We start from the raw sequence: 16,435 nt of genomic DNA, 5'->3' as shown, positions 1-16,435 counted from the left end.
TGCGAGGGTTTTTATTTAATTAAAAATCGAAATAATTTTTGGCATTATGATAACAAATATCAGAAATTATTTTTCCAATATGCTCAATATCGTCAGGTAATTCACCATTTTTCATTTCTTCACCGAATAAATTACACAATACTCTTCTGAAATATTCGTGTCTCGGGAAAGAAAGGAAACTTCTGGAATCCGTAAGCATTCCGACGAAACAGCTGATCAATCCCATGTTTGAAAGGGCATTCATCTGCTTGATCATTCCGTCTTTTTGGTCTAAAAACCACCATCCTGAACCGAACTGTACTTTTCCTTTGATGCTTCCGTCATTGAAATTCCCGATCATTGTGGCGAAAATTTCGTTGTCGGCAGGATTTAAGTTGTATAAAATGGTTTTTGTTAATTTATCTTTTCCGTCTAACGTGTTTAACAGTTTAGACAACGTTTCAGCCTGAACGAAGTCACCGATAGAATCCCAACCTGTATCCGGTCCAAGAATTCTGTGCATTCTTTCGTTATTATTCCTCAAAGCACCTAAGTGGAACTGCTGAACCCAGCCATATTTATGGTAAGCTTCACCCAAGAATAATAAAATAGCGGTTTTGAATTGATTTACCTGCTTTTCAGCGATTACTTTCCCTGAAATTTTATCATTGAAAATAGCTTCAACTTCAGCATCTGAGGCTTCTTCGAAAGAAATGTTATTCAATCCGTGGTCGCACAGTCGGCATCCGTTTTCATGGAAATATTCAATTCTTTTAAGTAAAGCATCGCATAACGTCTGGTAAGAATTAATTTCAATTCCGGCAGATTCGCCTAGTTTAGAAATATAATCTGCAAAGTTGTGGTTTTCAATTAAAATTGCTTTATCAGGACGGAAAGCCGTACTTACTTTAATAGAGAAGTCACTTTTCGCCAAATCCTGATGGTAATTCAAAATATCTGTAGGATCTTCTGTTGTGCACAGAGATTCTACGTTCATCATTTTTAATAAACCTTTTGTTGATTTTTCAGGAGTCTGAAGCTGAGATGAGATATTTTCGTAGATTTCTGATGCATTGTCTCCGTTCAGCAATTCATCGATTCCGAAATATCTTTTCAATTCTAAATGTGTCCAGTGATATAAAGGGTTTCTTAAGGTATACGGAACTGTTTTTGCCCATGCTTCAAATTTTTCTTTGTCTGAAGCATCTCCTGTGATGAATTTTTCGTTTACGCCCATGGTACGCATCGCTCTCCATTTGTAATGATCTCCTGCAATCCAAACCTTAGAGATATTTTCGAAAACAGTGTCTTCAGCTATATCTTTAGGAATCAAGTGATTGTGATAATCAATGATGGGTTGTTTTTCTGCGTAATTGAAGTATAATTCTTCGGCGTATTTATTTTGTAGTAAAAATTGATCTGTAATAAAAGGTTTCATTCTAGTCTGATTCTGTTGTTATTCATTAGCAGGTTTTCCGATGGTTGCAAGAATTCCGCCATCAACGTAAATAATCTGTCCGTTGATGAACTTACTTGCCTCCGAAGCTAAGAAAATAGCCGTTCCTGCAAGGTCTTCCGGATTTCCCCATCTTCCTTCCGGCGTTCTGCTGATGATAAATTCGTTGAATGGGTGCCCATCCACTCTTATGGGTTCTGTCTGAGAAGTTGCAAAATATCCGGGACCGATTCCGTTCACCTGAATATTGTGTTTTGCCCATTCCGTAGCCAGATTTTTAGTAAGCATTTTAAGACCGCCTTTTGCAGAAGCATATGCCACTACATTATCACGACCAAGCTCACTCATCATCGAGCAGATGTTAATGATCTTTCCTGACTTTCTTTTAATCATATATTTTCCAACTAATTTGGACATGATAAAAGGTCCCGTAAGATCCACATCGATTACTTTTCTAAAGTCTTCCACTTCCATCTCAATTGCCGGAATACGTTTGATGATTCCTGCGTTGTTGACAAGGATGTCTATTTTTCCATGTGTAGCTTCCATTAAAGCTACTTTCTGAACGGCTTCAAGCTCATCCGTTACATCAAAAATATATCCGGTCGCTTTATATCCTTTGGAATGATAATAATTTAAAGCTTCCTCTAATTTTGACGGTGTAGTACTTGTGATCGCCAATTCAGCACCTGCAGCAGCAAGGCCTTCTGCCATTGCCATTCCTAATCCGTGAGTACCGCCTGTAACGACCGCTACTTTGCCGGATAAATCAAATAAATTCATTAGAAAAATTACTTTAGTTCGTTAGTTTTGATACCATCCATATCGCCGTAGTCCATATTTTCCCCGGCCATACCCCAGATAAAAGTATAATTGGAAGTTCCGACTCCTGAGTGGATCGACCATTCCGGAGACAGTACCGCCTGTCTGTTGGTCATAAAAATATGACGTGTTTCATGAGGCTGCCCCATAAAGTGACTCACCGTCTGTCCTTCTTCCAGGTCGAAATAAAAATAGGCTTCCATTCTTCTTGTGTGAGTATGTGCAGGCATCGTGTTCCAAACGCTTCCCGGATGAAGTTCCGTCATTCCCATTTGAAGCTGGCATGTTTCTAATACCGAATTTACAATCAGTTTATTGATGGTGCGCTTGTTTGCGTATTTTTCTTCACCAAGCTCTACAATTTCAGCTTCGTTCTTCGTGATCTTTTTGTTTGGATAAGTATGGTGCGCCGGAGCAGAGTTGATGTAAAAATAAGGCTGTGCATCACCTGTTTTCTCAAAAACAACTTCTTTTGCTCCTTTACCAATATATAAAGCCTCTTTGTTTCCAAGCTCATATACTTCTCCATCTACTGTAACTTTTCCTGTGCCCCCAACGTTGATGATCCCCAATTCTCTTCTGTCAAGGAAATACTGAGCTTTCAAATCGTCTGTAGGTTCCAGTTTTAAAGCCTGTGTCGAAGGCATGATACCTCCTACAATAAGCCTGTCATACATAGAATAAACTAATTTTATCTTATCCTCATTAAATAAATCATTGATTAGAAACTCCCTTCTCAGCTCTTCAGTTGTATATTTTTTTACATCTTCAGGATGATGGGCGTAACGAAATTCTGATTGTGACATACTACTTTATACTATTTCTTTTTGCGGTTTTATCAAAACCTGTTAAACATTGCGTAATCGATTGCATAAAATTACACTAAAAAATAATAGGAATACTTGTCGTTAAATATATAATTATTCTTCAATTAGTTAACAAAAAATTAATTTAAAATTATAAATCAATGATTTACAAATACATAAAATTAAAAACAGGAAGAAAAAAGAAATATTTTAAGAAAATTTCATGTTTTAGATTAACCAAAATTAATACTTAACTTATAGTTATATATAAAATCATGCCAAAAAAACGAATGATAATCTAATCTGTTAATTTGATAAAAAATAGTATTATTTAGTCTTTATATTATATATAATAAGTTTAATTTTTATAAAGTATAAAATAGAGCTTATCATAATCCTCTAAAAAGATGACAAAAATCAGGAAAACTGCTGAAATTTTCTTCCCGGCTATCAATTTTGGGGAAATTTTTAAGATCAAAAAGAGTGATTTTTTAAGCAAATTTTAAGTTTTTAAACTTTAAACAGAAGAATTTTTACATTTTTTTTGAAAATAATCAAACAGCAAAAACAAAAACACAGTTCATTAATTATCAATAATTTAAATAAAACTAACGAACAAATGTTTGCTTCATTTTAAGATTTTAAACATCCGAATTAATGAAAAAATAATATTTTTTTCTTTGCATATTGGAAAATAATATTAGTTTAGAAGCCAAGATATTTATAATGAAAAATTACGCAATCGATTGCACATTTAAATGCGTAAAAGTTTTTTAGAAATATTTACTACTAAACAATACAGGAAAATACTTACAAAATCCACAAGAAAAACACAGGGATTGAAAAAAACTTTTCAACCAAAATTAAAACTATAAGGATACAAAATGGATAAAAAAGTACAATCGATAAAATGGTTATATTTAACTGTTTTTCTACTTCCTGTCCTTGCAATGGCTCAACAAAAAGAACCAAAAAAGGAAAAAGAAACCACTATTGATGAAGTGGTTTTGGTAGGCTATACAAAAGTTTCCAAAAAAGATGTAACGAATGCGGTTTCTTCTGTAAAGGCAGATGCGATCAAAGATATGCCTTCTACCAATGCTGCAGAAGCAATTCAGGGGAGAATGGCCGGAGTACAGGTTTCACTAAGTGAAGGTTCGCCCGGCGCAGATGTAGACATTGTGATCCGAGGAGGAAACTCTATTACGGGGAGCAATGCCCCACTTTATATTGTAGACGGAGTTCAGATGGATAATGCACTATCCATTTTATCCCCAAAAGAAATTGAGTCTATTGAAGTTTTAAAGGATGCTTCTTCTACCAACATTTACGGAGCCAGAGGAGCAAACGGGGTGGTTCTGATTACCACAAAGGGAGGCCGCAAAAAAGCAAAGACTTCTATTAACTATAACGGATTTTTAGGGGTAAGAAAAATTCAGAATACGATTGACGTATTAGATCCGTATCAGTATGTGCTCTACCAGTACGAACTATACAATAAAGCCGGAGTCCAGACAGATATTGATGCTTTTAAGTCAAGATACGGTACCTATGATCAACTTGCTACAAAATATAAAGATATTAAGAAAAGAGACTGGCAGGATGAAGTTTTCGGAAGAGAAGCATTCAACTTTACCCATAATCTTTCTATTACGGGAGGATCTGACAACTCATCTTTCTCATTATCATTAAATAATGTGCAGGAGGACGGAATTATGATCGGGTCAGGATTTAAAAGGAACATGGCCAATTTCAAATATGACTATGATCTTTCGAAAAAAGTAAGCCTCACATTGAATGCCAGATACAGCAGACAAACGATTTTCGGTGCAGGAACCTCTTCTACAGGCTCACAGGGAACCAACAGATTAAGAAATGCCGTAAGATACCAACCGTTTGAAGGAGGATCTACAGTAAATGTAGACGATTTTGACCCATTATTTGCCAACGAGACCAACCTTGTAAATCCTGTTCTTTTAGCTAACAATGAAATCAAGGAAAACGGCAGAAATGACTTAATGCTCAACGGAACCGTGGATTATAAAATCAGTAAGGATTTTACATTCAGAAGTGTAATCGGATATGTGCAGAGGGATGAATATGTTAACCAGTTTTCAGGTCCTATTACCAGCCTTGCAAGACAAAACAACGATCAGCCGGTCGTGTTCTTAAGCCAGACCCAAACAAGAAGAATTACCAATACCAATACTTTGAATTATAAGAAAACATTTGGTAATCATAAATTAGATGTATTGGTGGGACAAGAGATTGTGAAAACAGACGGAGAATCATTAGCAATCAATGTTAAATGGTTCCCAAAATCAATCTCCGCACAGGAAGCATTTGCCAATATCCAGGTTGCCGCTCCTCCTTCAGGTTTGGTGCAGGATGCTCCAAAAGCAGGAAGAGTACCGGACCGATTAGCCTCATTCTTTACCAGAGCCAATTATATTTATAAGAATAAATATATTTTAACCGCTTCTATGAGAGCTGATGGCTCAAGTGTGTTTGGACCGGGCAACAGATGGGGGTACTTCCCCGCTGCTTCTGCCGCATGGAAAATTGGTGAAGAAAAATTCTTAAAAGACAGCCAGACCATTACTGATTTGAAGCTACGTTTAGGATATGGTTTATCTGGAAATAACAGAATTGGCTCGTTTTTATACGATACTTTTTTTATCACCTCGTCTGACTATGGATATGCATTTGGAACAAATGTAACTCCTGGTGCCACTACGGGTAATATTATGGCCAATAAAAATGTAAAATGGGAAACGGCTACTTCAAAAAATCTTGGGCTAGACTTTGGACTATTTAAAGGAAAGGTATATGGTACCCTGGATCTTTATCAAACAGATACAAAGGACCTGCTTCTTTTAGCAAAAATTCCTCAGACTTCAGGATATGAATATCAGTATCAAAATTCAGGAAGTACTACCAATAAAGGAATAGAATTCTCTGTGGGAAGTGCCATCATCAATAATAAAAATTTCACGTGGAAAATTGATGCGAATATCTCTTCAAACAAAAACACAATTAAAAGTTTAGGAAATAGTGCCTCTGCAAGCGCCAACTACTATTACTATCCTTCAGGTTGGCAAAATAATTTAAATGACTTCCTGGTACAGGTTGGGAAACCTGTAGGAACTTACTGGGGATATGTGACAGCCGGGAGATATGAAATAAGTGATTTTAACTATGATCCGGCTACCCTTACCTATACCCTGAAATCAGGGATTGCAAGTTCAGCTGCGGTGGCGAATGGGGCAAAAGCAGTACAGCCAGGAGATCTGAAGCTTCAGGACCTGAATGGTGACGGCGTTATCGACACTAAAGATATGACTGATCTGGGAAATGCTCAGCCAAAATTTTATGGAGGTTTCAATCAGACGTTCCGGTATAAAAACTGGGATATGAGTTTATTGTTTAATTTTTCTGTAGGCAACAAAGTATATAATGCCAACAAAATTGAATATTCAACGCAATATTTATATAGAGATAATAATATGTTAGCAGAGGTAGCTAACCGATGGAGATGGTTTGATGATGCAGGAAATAAAGTAAACGATCCTACAGCATTAGCCGCATTAAACGCTAATACCACAGGATGGACACCTCCTGCAGGAGCTTATTTCCTTCATTCATATGCTATCGAAGATGGATCCTTTTTAAGATTAAACAATGTAACCATAGGATATTCTCTTAGTAAAGAATTTACTAAACAGTTAGGTCTTACTAACTTCAGATTGTATTTCACCATGAATAATGTACTTACCATTACTGGATATTCCGGATATGATCCTGAAGCCAATACAAGACGAAATCCTTTAACACCTGGTGTAGATTATGCAGCTTATCCGCGCAGCAGATTTATTTTATCAGGAGTTGATATAACTTTTTAAACCCTATATTATGAAGAAAAATAAATTTTTAACAATTCTATTGGCTGTTGCGGGAGTACTATCTTTAAGCTCCTGTAATGACTATCTGGAAGTAGAAAGCTTATCCAATACTGCTGAAAAACAACAGTTTGATTCTGCAGCAGATACTTTTTCCGCTCTAGTGGGAGTATATAACAGTACGATGGGTGACAATACCTACGGACAGAGAATGAATCTTATCCTTTCTCAATCAGGAGATGATTTAAGAACTTCTGGCGATTATAATGCCAATGACAGAAGAGGGGTAAGCTGTTTTGGAGCCATCCCTACCAATACGGAGCTTTTAAGACCTTTCTTAGACACTTATGCGGGGATTGAAAGAGCAAATCTTGTTATTAAAAATATCCCAATCTCTCCGGTATACCAGACAGGTTCAGCCGAAGATAAAAAATTAATGGACAGATATTTGGGAGAAGCTTTAACACTAAGGGCTCTTTTCTATTATGACCTTATAAAAAACTGGGGTGATGTCCCATTTCAGGATGTTCCTTCAGCAGATCTTCCAAGTGTGTATTTAGCGAAAACAGACAGAGATGTTATCTATGAAAAACTTCTGGATGATTTATTAAAAGCAGAAAACCTTGTTCCTTGGAGATCAGAAGGGAATACAACCGCACAAAGAATTTCAAAAGGCGCTGTGAAAGGATTAAGAGCAAGAATCGCTTTAGCAAGAGCCGGATATTCATTAAGAAGAGCTCCACAACAGATGTTACAGGGATCCAATCCTCAAAAATACTATCAGATTGCTTATGATGAATGTAAGGACATTATCAATTCCGGACAGCATCAGCTTAATCCTAGTTATGAGGGAATGTTCAGATCATTACACACCAACACTCAGGATGCTACCAATGAGGTGATCTATGCCATCGGAGCATTTGGAGGAAACTCAAAAACAGACAGTAAAATCGGGTATTATAACGGCTTAAGACATGATGATACTGACTGGAAATCTTCAGGAGGAATTAATGCAATTCCGGTGTACTTCTATGAATTTACAAAATATGATCTGAGAAGAGATGTTAATATTGCGATCTTCAGAGTAAATACTTCAAAACAAGAAGAACTTCAGACTTCTATTAACTGGAATGACGGAAAATTCAGAAAATCCTGGACATCAATTACCGGGACTTCTCAGAATCTTGGAATCGACTGGCCAATGATCAGATATGCAGATATACTTCTCATGTTTGCAGAAGCTGATAACGAACTCCATAGCGCACCATCTCAAGAAGCTATAAATGCTGTATTAGCTGTAAGACAAAGAGCTTATGCGGGAAATTTAGGACAAGTTGGAACTATTCCAACAGACAAAACGGGTTTTTTTAATTATATCGTAAAAGAAAGACAACTGGAATTCGGTGGAGAAGGACTTAGAAAATATGACTTAATTCGTTGGAACTTATTGGAAACAAAAATTAACGAAACGAGAACTAAGCTTACCCAATTCATGAATGGTACAGGTATTTATGCTAATGTTCCTGAATATATTTTCTATAAAAAAGTAGCTTACGATAAAACGAAAACAGCACAACAAAACGTTACAGACATCGACTTCTATACTGCGACTGGAGTTGCAAAATCAGACGTTTTCTATAGCCCGAACCAAAGTGTGGCGACACCTTCTGGCTATACAAAAGTAAACTGGAGACTTGCCATGACTCAGCCATACATCAGTGGTGATCCTATCAAGAGTTATGCGTACTATTTCCAGGCAAACAGGAAAGAATTGCTTCCAATAGCTTTGGATGTCATCAACTCTAACTATAACCTTACCCAGGATTATGGTTACTAGATAAAAATTTCACATTCATATCAAAGAAATACAGGCTTCATCCCACAAAGAGAAGTCTGTATTTTAACTAAAAATTTTTCAATGAACGCTTCCTCTTTTCTTAGAAATTTAACCGCATTTTCAATCTTTTTGATTCTCCTGCTAAGTTTTCTTTCTTTTAAAACTGAAGATAAAACGATCGTGGTTTCAAAAGACGGAAAAGGCAACTTTACTACCGTACAGCAAGCCATCGATGCCGTTGAAAATGGTTTTTCCACAAGAACAAAAATTGTAATTAAAGCAGGAATTTACAAAGAAAAAATTACCATTCCCGAAACTAAAGGAGCTATTGTACTGGAAGGAGAAAATCCTCAAAACACGATCATCACTTACGATGATTTTGCATCAAAAAAGAATCCGGAAGGAAAAGAGATCGGAACTACAGGTTCTTCTACGGTTTTTATTTACTCCAATAATTTTACAGCCAAAAATGTTTCATTTGAAAACAGTTCAGGAAGAGTGGGACAAGCCGTTGCAGTTTTAACTTCCGGTGACAGAATCAGTTTTGAAAACTGCCGGTTCTTAGGAAACCAGGACACTTTATACTTAAAAGGAGTTCAGGATTCACCGGATAAAACAAAACCATCGAGAAATTATTTTAAAAACTGCTATATAGAAGGAACCACCGATTATATCTTCGGAGCCGGAACTGCTGTTTTTGAAAACTGTACAATTTATTCTAAAGAAACAGCAAGTTACGTTACAGCCGCTTCTACCCCACAGGAAAACGAATTCGGATTTGTTTTTATTAATTCAAAAATCATTGGAAATGCAAAAGAAAATTCAGTCTACTTAGGAAGACCCTGGAGACCTTTTGCCAAGACAGTTTATGTCAATTGCGAGCTTAATTCAACCATACAACCTGTAGGATGGCACAACTGGAATAAACCTGATGCTGAAAAGACCACTTTGTATGCGGAATTCAATTCCAAAGGAAACGGATCTGATATTTCCAAAAGAGTGTCTTGGTCACATCAGATAACCGAAGAAGAAAGTAAAAAATACACCACACAGAATATTCTGAAAGGAAAAGACAACTGGAGCCCGTCAAAAAGTTTAAAATAAATTAAACCTAAAAAACACCAAAGAATTTTCAGTCATGAAAAAACAGTTCACAAAACTCTTCACGATAGGAATTGTATGTGGTATTTCCATATTCATTAACGCTCAGAATGTGTTAAGTTTTCCCGGTGCAGAAGGTTTTGGAAGATATACAACAGGTGGCCGTGGCGGAAAGGTGTATTTTGTAACCAAACTTTCAGATGACGGCTCAGAAGGAACTTTAAGATATGCTTTAGAACAGAAAGGTGCGAGATATATTGTATTTAAAACAGGAGGAACCATTTATCTGGAATCTCCTTTAAAAATAAAAGAAGGCAATCTTACGATTGCCGGACAAACAGCTCCAGGAGACGGAATCACGGTTGCCAACTACGAAACCTTTGTCGGTGCAGACAATGTGATGATACGATATATGCGTTTCAGAATGGGTGACCAAAAAAACTTTGAAGGCGATGCATTAGGAGCAAGGTTCATCAAGAATCTGATGGTAGATCATTGCTCGATGAGCTGGTCAACAGACGAGACAGTTTCTATTTATAATAACGAAAACACAACGCTTCAGTGGTGTGTGATTGCAGAAAGTCTGAGAAACTCTGTACATCAAAAAGGTGCTCACGGATATGGTGGAATTGCAGGTGGAAAATTTGCTTCCTTTCATCATAATATCTACGCTCATCACGACAGCCGAAATCCCAGATTGGGAGAATATGCAGGAAGCAAATTTGCATTGACGGATCTTACCGATTTTAGAAATAATGTGATTTATAATTGGGGACATAATAATATATACGGCGGCGAAGGAATGAATGTAAACATCGTTAATAATTATTACAAGCTAGGCCCCGCAACAATGACCAAGCAACGAATTGTTGCCATCGACAAAAATGAAAAACCGGAAACTGAAGTTTACAACATCTGGGGCAAATATTACATCAATGGAAATATAATCGAAGGAAATCCTGGAATTTCAAAAGATAACTGGCCGAAAGGTGTTTTTGCACAGATGAAGTCTTCTTATAATTTAACAGAAAAAGATAAAAATTCCATCAAAATTAATCAGCCTCACGATATTCAGAATAATATAAAAACAGATACCCCGAAAGAAGCTTATGATAAAGTTTTGCAGATCGGGGGCGCAAGCTTGGTGAGAGATCTGGTTGATTTACATATATTAAAAGACATAGAAAACGGAAGCTTCACTTACAACGGATCAAAAGGAAGTTCGAACGGAATCATCGATTCCCAGAAAGATGTTGGAGGATTTCCGGATTTGAAACCAGGTACTTCCCCATCCGATTCAGACAGCGATGGAATGCCCGATGAATGGGAAATTAAGAATAACCTGAATCCGAAAGTTGCTAACGCCAACGGAAGAGATTTAGATAAAAATTACGATAATATTGAAGTTTATTTTAACGATTTAGTCAAAAAAATAACGGAGAAGCAATAAATAACAGAACTGAAAATTTAGATAAGAAATCAACTTTAAAGTTTAAATCATGAATTTTATTAATCACAACATAAAATTATTAGTATTTGCAGCATTAAGCTCAGGAATGTTCTTAGCTTGTGCTCAGACAAAAACGGCAACTTCTTCAAAACCTTCAACAGAAACTTCAAAGTCAGGAAAAGTAGTTCCAGCCAATCTGAAATGGTCAGAAAGAATGATGCTTTCCGAAATGCACCGTTTCCCAGAAGCCTGGATGCTGGATTTCAGTAAAAGCCCGAAATGGACCTATCCTTCAGCAATTGTTCTCGATGCCGCTGAACAGTTATACGCAAAAACAGGTAAAAAAGAATATTACAGTTACATCAGCGAATTTGGTGAAAAGCTGATCAAAGATGACGGTACCATTCTTACCTATGATCTTGAAAAGTACAATATCGACATGCTGAACAGTGGGAATGTATTACTTTATCTTTACGAAAAAGAGAAAAAAGAAAAATATTTAAAAGCACTTCAAACATTACGTTTACAAATCGATGGGCAGCCGAGAACAAATGAAGGATCTTTCTGGCACAAAAAAATCTATCCGTATCAGGTTTGGCTGGATGGCTTATATATGGGAATGCCTTTCTATACGCATTACACAAAAGATTTCGTAACGGGAGCAGATGCCACTAAAGCGTATGATGATGTAGTTTTTCAGTTTGATTCGGTTCAGAAAAATATGTTAGATAAAAAGACGGGACTTCTTTATCATGGTTGGGATGAGAGCAAGGAACAGGCTTGGGCAAACAAAGAAACAGGACTTTCTCCAAATTTCTGGGGAAGAGCCATGGGTTGGTACGGAATGGCCATGGTGGATGTATTGGATTATTTACCGCAAAATCATCCGGGAAGAGCAAGGTTAATTTCTTACATAAAATCTTATGCAGATGCCATCATCAAAGTTCAGGATAAAAAATCAGGGCTTTGGTATCAGATTTTAGACAAGCCTTTGGAAAAAGGAAATTATGAAGAAGCAACAGCATCAGCAATGTTTGTTTACACAATGATTAAGGCGGTGAATAAAGGTTATTTGCCTAAATCTTATAAAGCTTATGCTAAAAAAGGCTACGACGGAATCATTAAAAACCTAATTACAGTTGATGAAAACGGCGTGGTCAATCTAAATAAATGTTGTGCAGTTGCAGGTTTAGGCGGAAAGCCATACAGAGATGGCTCTTACGAATATTATGTAAATGAAGAAATCCGTTCCAATGATGCAAAAGGAACAGGACCATTCATCTTGGCAAGTATAGAGTTTGAAAAATAATACTTTAAACCATTAAGAATAGGAAGAAGTTAAGATTCATTAAGTTTAAAATTAAGATTTATAAAGCGGACTGCTTAAAGCATAGCTAATCTTAACTATACTAATTCCTTAATAAAGTCTTAATGGTTAAAAAACATTTTTAATTTCAAACCAGATCTAAAATCTGATTTATGAAAACAAAAAACATTTTAAATATACTTTCAGTAACAGTTTTTTCTATTGCATCAAGCTATTTGAATGCACAGGAAAAAAACTACGTTTCCGAAGTTTGGACTGCCGATCAGGGAAAAAGTTACAGAAATCCAATTCTTTACGCAGATTACTCCGATCCGGATGCTATTCGTGTAGGTGAAGATTATTATATGACGGCTTCCAGCTTCAATGAAACTCCCGGATTACCTATTCTTCACTCAAAAGATATGGTCAACTGGAAATTGGAAAATTATGCGATTCAGGATATTTTGCCTAAAGAACATTTCTCTGTTCCAAGACGTGGAGATGCCGTTTGGGCACCGTCAATTCGTTTCCATAAAGGAGAATTCTACATTTATTGGGGCGACCCCGATTTCGGAATTTATATGGTAAAAACCAAAGATCCACTCGGAAAATGGGAAGAACCGGTTTTGGTCATGGAAGGAAAAGGGTTGATCGATTCCTGTCCTTTTTGGGATGAAGACGGAAATGCTTACTTAGTTCATGGCTGGGCAGGAAGCCGCGCCGGAGTAAAAAGTATTTTGACACTTAATAAAATGAATCCTGAAGGAACAAAGATATTGGATAAAGGCGTCCATGTTTTTGACGGTCATGATGCACATCCAACGGTTGAAGGCCCGAAAATGTATAAAAGAAACGGCTATTACTACATTTTTGCTCCGGCAGGCGGTGTAGCTACAGGTTGGCAATTGGTGTTAAGATCAAAAAATATTTACGGTCCTTACGAGGAAAAAATAGTTTTAGAACAAGGTACAACAAAAATAAACGGACCTCATCAGGGAGCCTGGGTAGACACGCCTTACGGTGAAGATTGGTTTTACCATTTTCAGGATGTTGATGCAGGAGGAAGAATCGTTCATCTACAACCTATGAAATGGGAAAATGACTGGCCTGTCATGGGAATCGACAATAATAAGAATGGAATCGGAGAACCGGTTTTAACCTATAAAAAACCAAACGTCGGAAAAACATATCCCGTCGTTACTCCGCCAGAAACTGATGAATTTGATGGTGAAAGATTAGGCTTGCAATGGCAATGGAGTGCCAACGAAAATATCGTTTGGTCTTCCAAACTTCCCGGACAGAAATTCTTAAGATTATTCTCCATGAAGGTTCCTGAAGGTGAAAAAAATCTGTGGAATATCCCAAATTTATTAACCCAAAAATTCCCGGCTCCGAATTTTGCAGCTTCAACAAAGGTTAAATTAACTCCCGAAGATGCCAAAGAAGGAAAAACTGCAGGACTCTTGATAATGGGATTAGACCATCAATCCATTGTGATCACCAATAAACCAGACGGATTTTATCTTCAACTAAGAAGAGCCGAAAAAGCAGATAAAGGAGAGGAAGAAAAAATTTTGTTTGAAACCAAATTAAAAGGAAATGAAGCCTATTTAAAAGTCAATGTAAATGAACCCAATGGTTTATGCCAGTTCAGTTACAGCGAAAACGGAAAAAACTTCATAAAAGCAGGTGACGTTTTTCAGGCAAAACCAGGAAAATGGATTGGTGCTAAAGTAGGCTTGTACAGCATAAGTACTGCAAAAGCACCTCGTGGCGGATACGCCGATTTTGATTGGTTCAGAATAACAAAAAATTAAATTTTAAAGTTCTCACTGATTTAGCAGATAACACAGATGATTGGGAATAACTTTTTCATCTATATTAAAAATCTGCGTTATCTGTCAAATCTGCGAGAGAAAAAATAAAAATCAGATTTTGAACTCAATCATTAAAAATTCAAAATCAATAAAACTCAAAAAATAAAATGAAGAAGTCTCTTAAAGTGATCGGTTTAGCAGCAGCAATGATGTTTTCAGGGCAAATTTATGCTCAGAACCTTGATATTTATAAAAACATTGAGTTTAAAATGCCTCAGGTTGCAGAAACTTCATTTGCAGCCAACACAGTTTCTATAACACAATATGGCGGTATTGCAGGGGGAAATGTAAAAAATACAGAAGCTTTCAGAAAAGCAATCGAAGATTTAAGCAAAAAAGGCGGTGGAAAATTAGTGGTTCCCCGCGGAATGTGGTTAACAGGCCCCATCGAATTGAAAAGCAACATTAACCTTCATGTAGAAGAAGGAGCGTTTATCGTTTTTAGTAAAGATAAAAATGACTACCCTTTGGTTGATGTGAGCTTTGAGGGATTAAACACCATCCGTTGCCAATCCCCGATTTCCGCAAGAAACGCGACGAATATTGCCATCACAGGAAAAGGCGTAATCGACGGAAGCGGCGATGCATGGAGAGCCATCAAAAAAAGCAAAGTTTCAGAATCTGAATGGAAAAATATCGTAAAATCCGGCGGCATTTTATCTGCAGACGGTAAAAACTGGTATCCTTCCGAAAGCTATAAAAAAGGCTTTGAAAGCAGTTCTAACTTCAATGTTCCTGATAAGATTTCTAAAGATGATTTAAAAACTGTAAAAGATTTCCTTCGCCCGGTAATGGTAAGCTTGGTAGGTTGTGACAAGGTGTTATTAGACGGTCCGACTTTCCAGAACTCTCCGGCCTGGAACCTTCACCCACTGATGTGTTCGAACGTGATTTTAAGAAATCTTACGGTTAGAAACCCTTGGTTCTCCCAAAATGGTGATGGTGTAGATTTGGAATCCTGTAAAAACGTTTTGATTTATGATAATACATTTGACGTGGGTGACGATGCGATTTGTATTAAATCAGGAAAAGATAAAGACGGCAGAAAAAGAGGAATGCCTACTGAAAATGTAATCATTAAAAATAATGTTGTATATCATGGTCACGGAGGTTTCGTGATCGGTAGTGAAATGTCCGGTGGCGCAAGAAATATCCATGTTTCTGACTGTACTTTTATTGGAACGGATATCGGTCTTCGCTTTAAAACAACACGCGGAAGAGGCGGAATTGTTGAAAATATTTACATTAAAAACGTTGATATGATTAATATTCCGACACAGGTAATCGGCTTTAACATGTTCTATGAAGGAGCATCTCCCGTTCTGGAAGACGGACAAAAACAGGAAGGAAACAAAGCTCCGGAAAAGATTTATCCTGTAACGGAAGAAACACCGGTTTTCAGAAATATTTTCTTTAAAAACATCAATGCGGTAAATTCTGATGAAGCAATTACATTGTTCGGCTTAGCAGAAATGAATCTTAAAAATATTGTGATTGAAGACTCCCAATTTGATACTAGAAAAGCTTTAACGATCGTAGATGCAGACGGAATTCAGCTGAAAAATGTAAAACTGAAATATGCTGAAGGAGCCGGAGCAACCATTTATAACAGTAAAAACATTAATCTTTCAACAGTAAAGTTTGAATCAGCCAACAAACCTGTTGTAAAAGTATTAGGAAATAAAACGGGAGCAGTATTGTTACCGAAAGAAATAACATCCGATAAAAATTCAATTTCTATCGGGACGGATGTAGCGAAAAATGCAGTTAAATAGTGTATCAATTATTTAAACCATTAAGGTAAAATTAGGTTGTTAAGAACATTTGAGCTGCTTTACTTTAAGATAAAATCAGAGTGATTTTCTTAATGAAACTTAACTTCTTCAATACTCTTAATGTTTC

The 16,435-nt window shown here is 36.7% G+C and carries 10 protein-coding genes; 7 read left to right on the top strand and 3 right to left on the bottom strand.

Translation table 11 applies throughout. From position 1 onward, the window contains the following. Nucleotides 1-19 precede the first annotated feature (19 nt). The 3 genes from uxaC to kduI are packed head-to-tail and all read right to left on the bottom strand — an operon-like array spanning nucleotide 20 to nucleotide 3,063. Nucleotides 20-1,417, bottom strand: a complete 1,398-nt coding sequence (gene uxaC / locus CLV73_RS18420) for a glucuronate isomerase (protein WP_100378351.1) — start codon at nucleotides 1,415-1,417, stop codon at nucleotides 20-22. Nucleotides 1,418-1,435: 18 nt separating this feature from the next. After that, nucleotides 1,436-2,218: a gluconate 5-dehydrogenase gene (locus CLV73_RS18415; RefSeq protein ID WP_100378350.1), complete on the bottom strand. Its 783-nt coding sequence runs from the start codon at nucleotides 2,216-2,218 to the stop codon at nucleotides 1,436-1,438. An 8-nt stretch (nucleotides 2,219-2,226) separates the two neighbouring features. Next, nucleotides 2,227-3,063 carry a 5-dehydro-4-deoxy-D-glucuronate isomerase gene (gene kduI / locus CLV73_RS18410; protein ID WP_100378349.1) on the bottom strand — a complete coding sequence of 279 codons (837 nt, stop codon included), beginning with the start codon at nucleotides 3,061-3,063 and terminating at the stop codon, nucleotides 2,227-2,229. A gap of 884 nt (nucleotides 3,064-3,947) precedes the next feature. Between kduI and CLV73_RS18405 the strand changes: the two genes are divergently transcribed. The 7 genes from CLV73_RS18405 (at nucleotide 3,948) to CLV73_RS18375 (ending at nucleotide 16,308) form a co-directional block, all read left to right on the top strand. Beyond that, nucleotides 3,948-6,965, top strand: a complete 3,018-nt coding sequence (locus tag CLV73_RS18405; protein ID WP_100378348.1) for a SusC/RagA family TonB-linked outer membrane protein — start codon at nucleotides 3,948-3,950, stop codon at nucleotides 6,963-6,965. A 10-nt stretch (nucleotides 6,966-6,975) separates the two neighbouring features. Beyond that, nucleotides 6,976-8,799 carry a RagB/SusD family nutrient uptake outer membrane protein gene (locus CLV73_RS18400; RefSeq protein ID WP_100378347.1) on the top strand — a complete coding sequence of 608 codons (1,824 nt, stop codon included), beginning with the start codon at nucleotides 6,976-6,978 and terminating at the stop codon, nucleotides 8,797-8,799. Between the two features lie 81 nt (nucleotides 8,800-8,880). Then, nucleotides 8,881-9,903 carry a pectinesterase family protein gene (locus tag CLV73_RS18395; RefSeq protein WP_100378346.1) on the top strand — a complete coding sequence of 341 codons (1,023 nt, stop codon included), beginning with the start codon at nucleotides 8,881-8,883 and terminating at the stop codon, nucleotides 9,901-9,903. 34 nt (nucleotides 9,904-9,937) lie between these two features. Beyond that, a complete protein-coding gene (locus CLV73_RS18390; RefSeq protein WP_100378345.1) occupies nucleotides 9,938-11,350 on the top strand; it encodes a pectate lyase family protein in 1,413 nt (470 codons plus the stop codon). A 49-nt stretch (nucleotides 11,351-11,399) separates the two neighbouring features. Further along, nucleotides 11,400-12,659: a glycoside hydrolase family 88/105 protein gene (locus CLV73_RS18385; protein ID WP_100378344.1), complete on the top strand. Its 1,260-nt coding sequence runs from the start codon at nucleotides 11,400-11,402 to the stop codon at nucleotides 12,657-12,659. Nucleotides 12,660-12,829: 170 nt separating this feature from the next. Beyond that, nucleotides 12,830-14,473: a glycoside hydrolase family 43 protein gene (locus CLV73_RS18380; protein ID WP_100378343.1), complete on the top strand. Its 1,644-nt coding sequence runs from the start codon at nucleotides 12,830-12,832 to the stop codon at nucleotides 14,471-14,473. Nucleotides 14,474-14,640: 167 nt separating this feature from the next. After that, complete coding sequence (locus tag CLV73_RS18375; RefSeq protein ID WP_100378342.1) at nucleotides 14,641-16,308, top strand: glycoside hydrolase family 28 protein; 1,668 nt, start codon at nucleotides 14,641-14,643, stop codon at nucleotides 16,306-16,308. Nucleotides 16,309-16,435 lie beyond the last annotated feature (127 nt).

This window comes from Chryseobacterium geocarposphaerae (assembly GCF_002797535.1).
Lineage (GTDB): Bacteria > Bacteroidota > Bacteroidia > Flavobacteriales > Weeksellaceae > Chryseobacterium > Chryseobacterium geocarposphaerae.
This window is presented reverse-complemented; position numbering and strand designations above follow the sequence as displayed.

Excerpts from the sequence above, each read along its gene's own strand:
- kduI (WP_100378349.1), bottom strand. The coding sequence starts at position 3,063 with ATGTCACAATCAGAATTTCGTTACGCCCATCATCCTGAAGATGTAAAA.
- CLV73_RS18375 (WP_100378342.1), top strand. The coding sequence starts at position 14,641 with ATGAAGAAGTCTCTTAAAGTGATCGGTTTAGCAGCAGCAATGATGTTT.
- CLV73_RS18380 (WP_100378343.1), top strand. The coding sequence starts at position 12,830 with ATGAAAACAAAAAACATTTTAAATATACTTTCAGTAACAGTTTTTTCT.
- CLV73_RS18415 (WP_100378350.1), bottom strand. The coding sequence starts at position 2,218 with ATGAATTTATTTGATTTATCCGGCAAAGTAGCGGTCGTTACAGGCGGT.
- CLV73_RS18395 (WP_100378346.1), top strand. The coding sequence starts at position 8,881 with ATGAACGCTTCCTCTTTTCTTAGAAATTTAACCGCATTTTCAATCTTT.
- CLV73_RS18400 (WP_100378347.1), top strand. The coding sequence starts at position 6,976 with ATGAAGAAAAATAAATTTTTAACAATTCTATTGGCTGTTGCGGGAGTA.
- CLV73_RS18390 (WP_100378345.1), top strand. The coding sequence starts at position 9,938 with ATGAAAAAACAGTTCACAAAACTCTTCACGATAGGAATTGTATGTGGT.
- CLV73_RS18385 (WP_100378344.1), top strand. The coding sequence starts at position 11,400 with ATGAATTTTATTAATCACAACATAAAATTATTAGTATTTGCAGCATTA.
- uxaC (WP_100378351.1), bottom strand. The coding sequence starts at position 1,417 with ATGAAACCTTTTATTACAGATCAATTTTTACTACAAAATAAATACGCC.
- CLV73_RS18405 (WP_100378348.1), top strand. The coding sequence starts at position 3,948 with ATGGATAAAAAAGTACAATCGATAAAATGGTTATATTTAACTGTTTTT.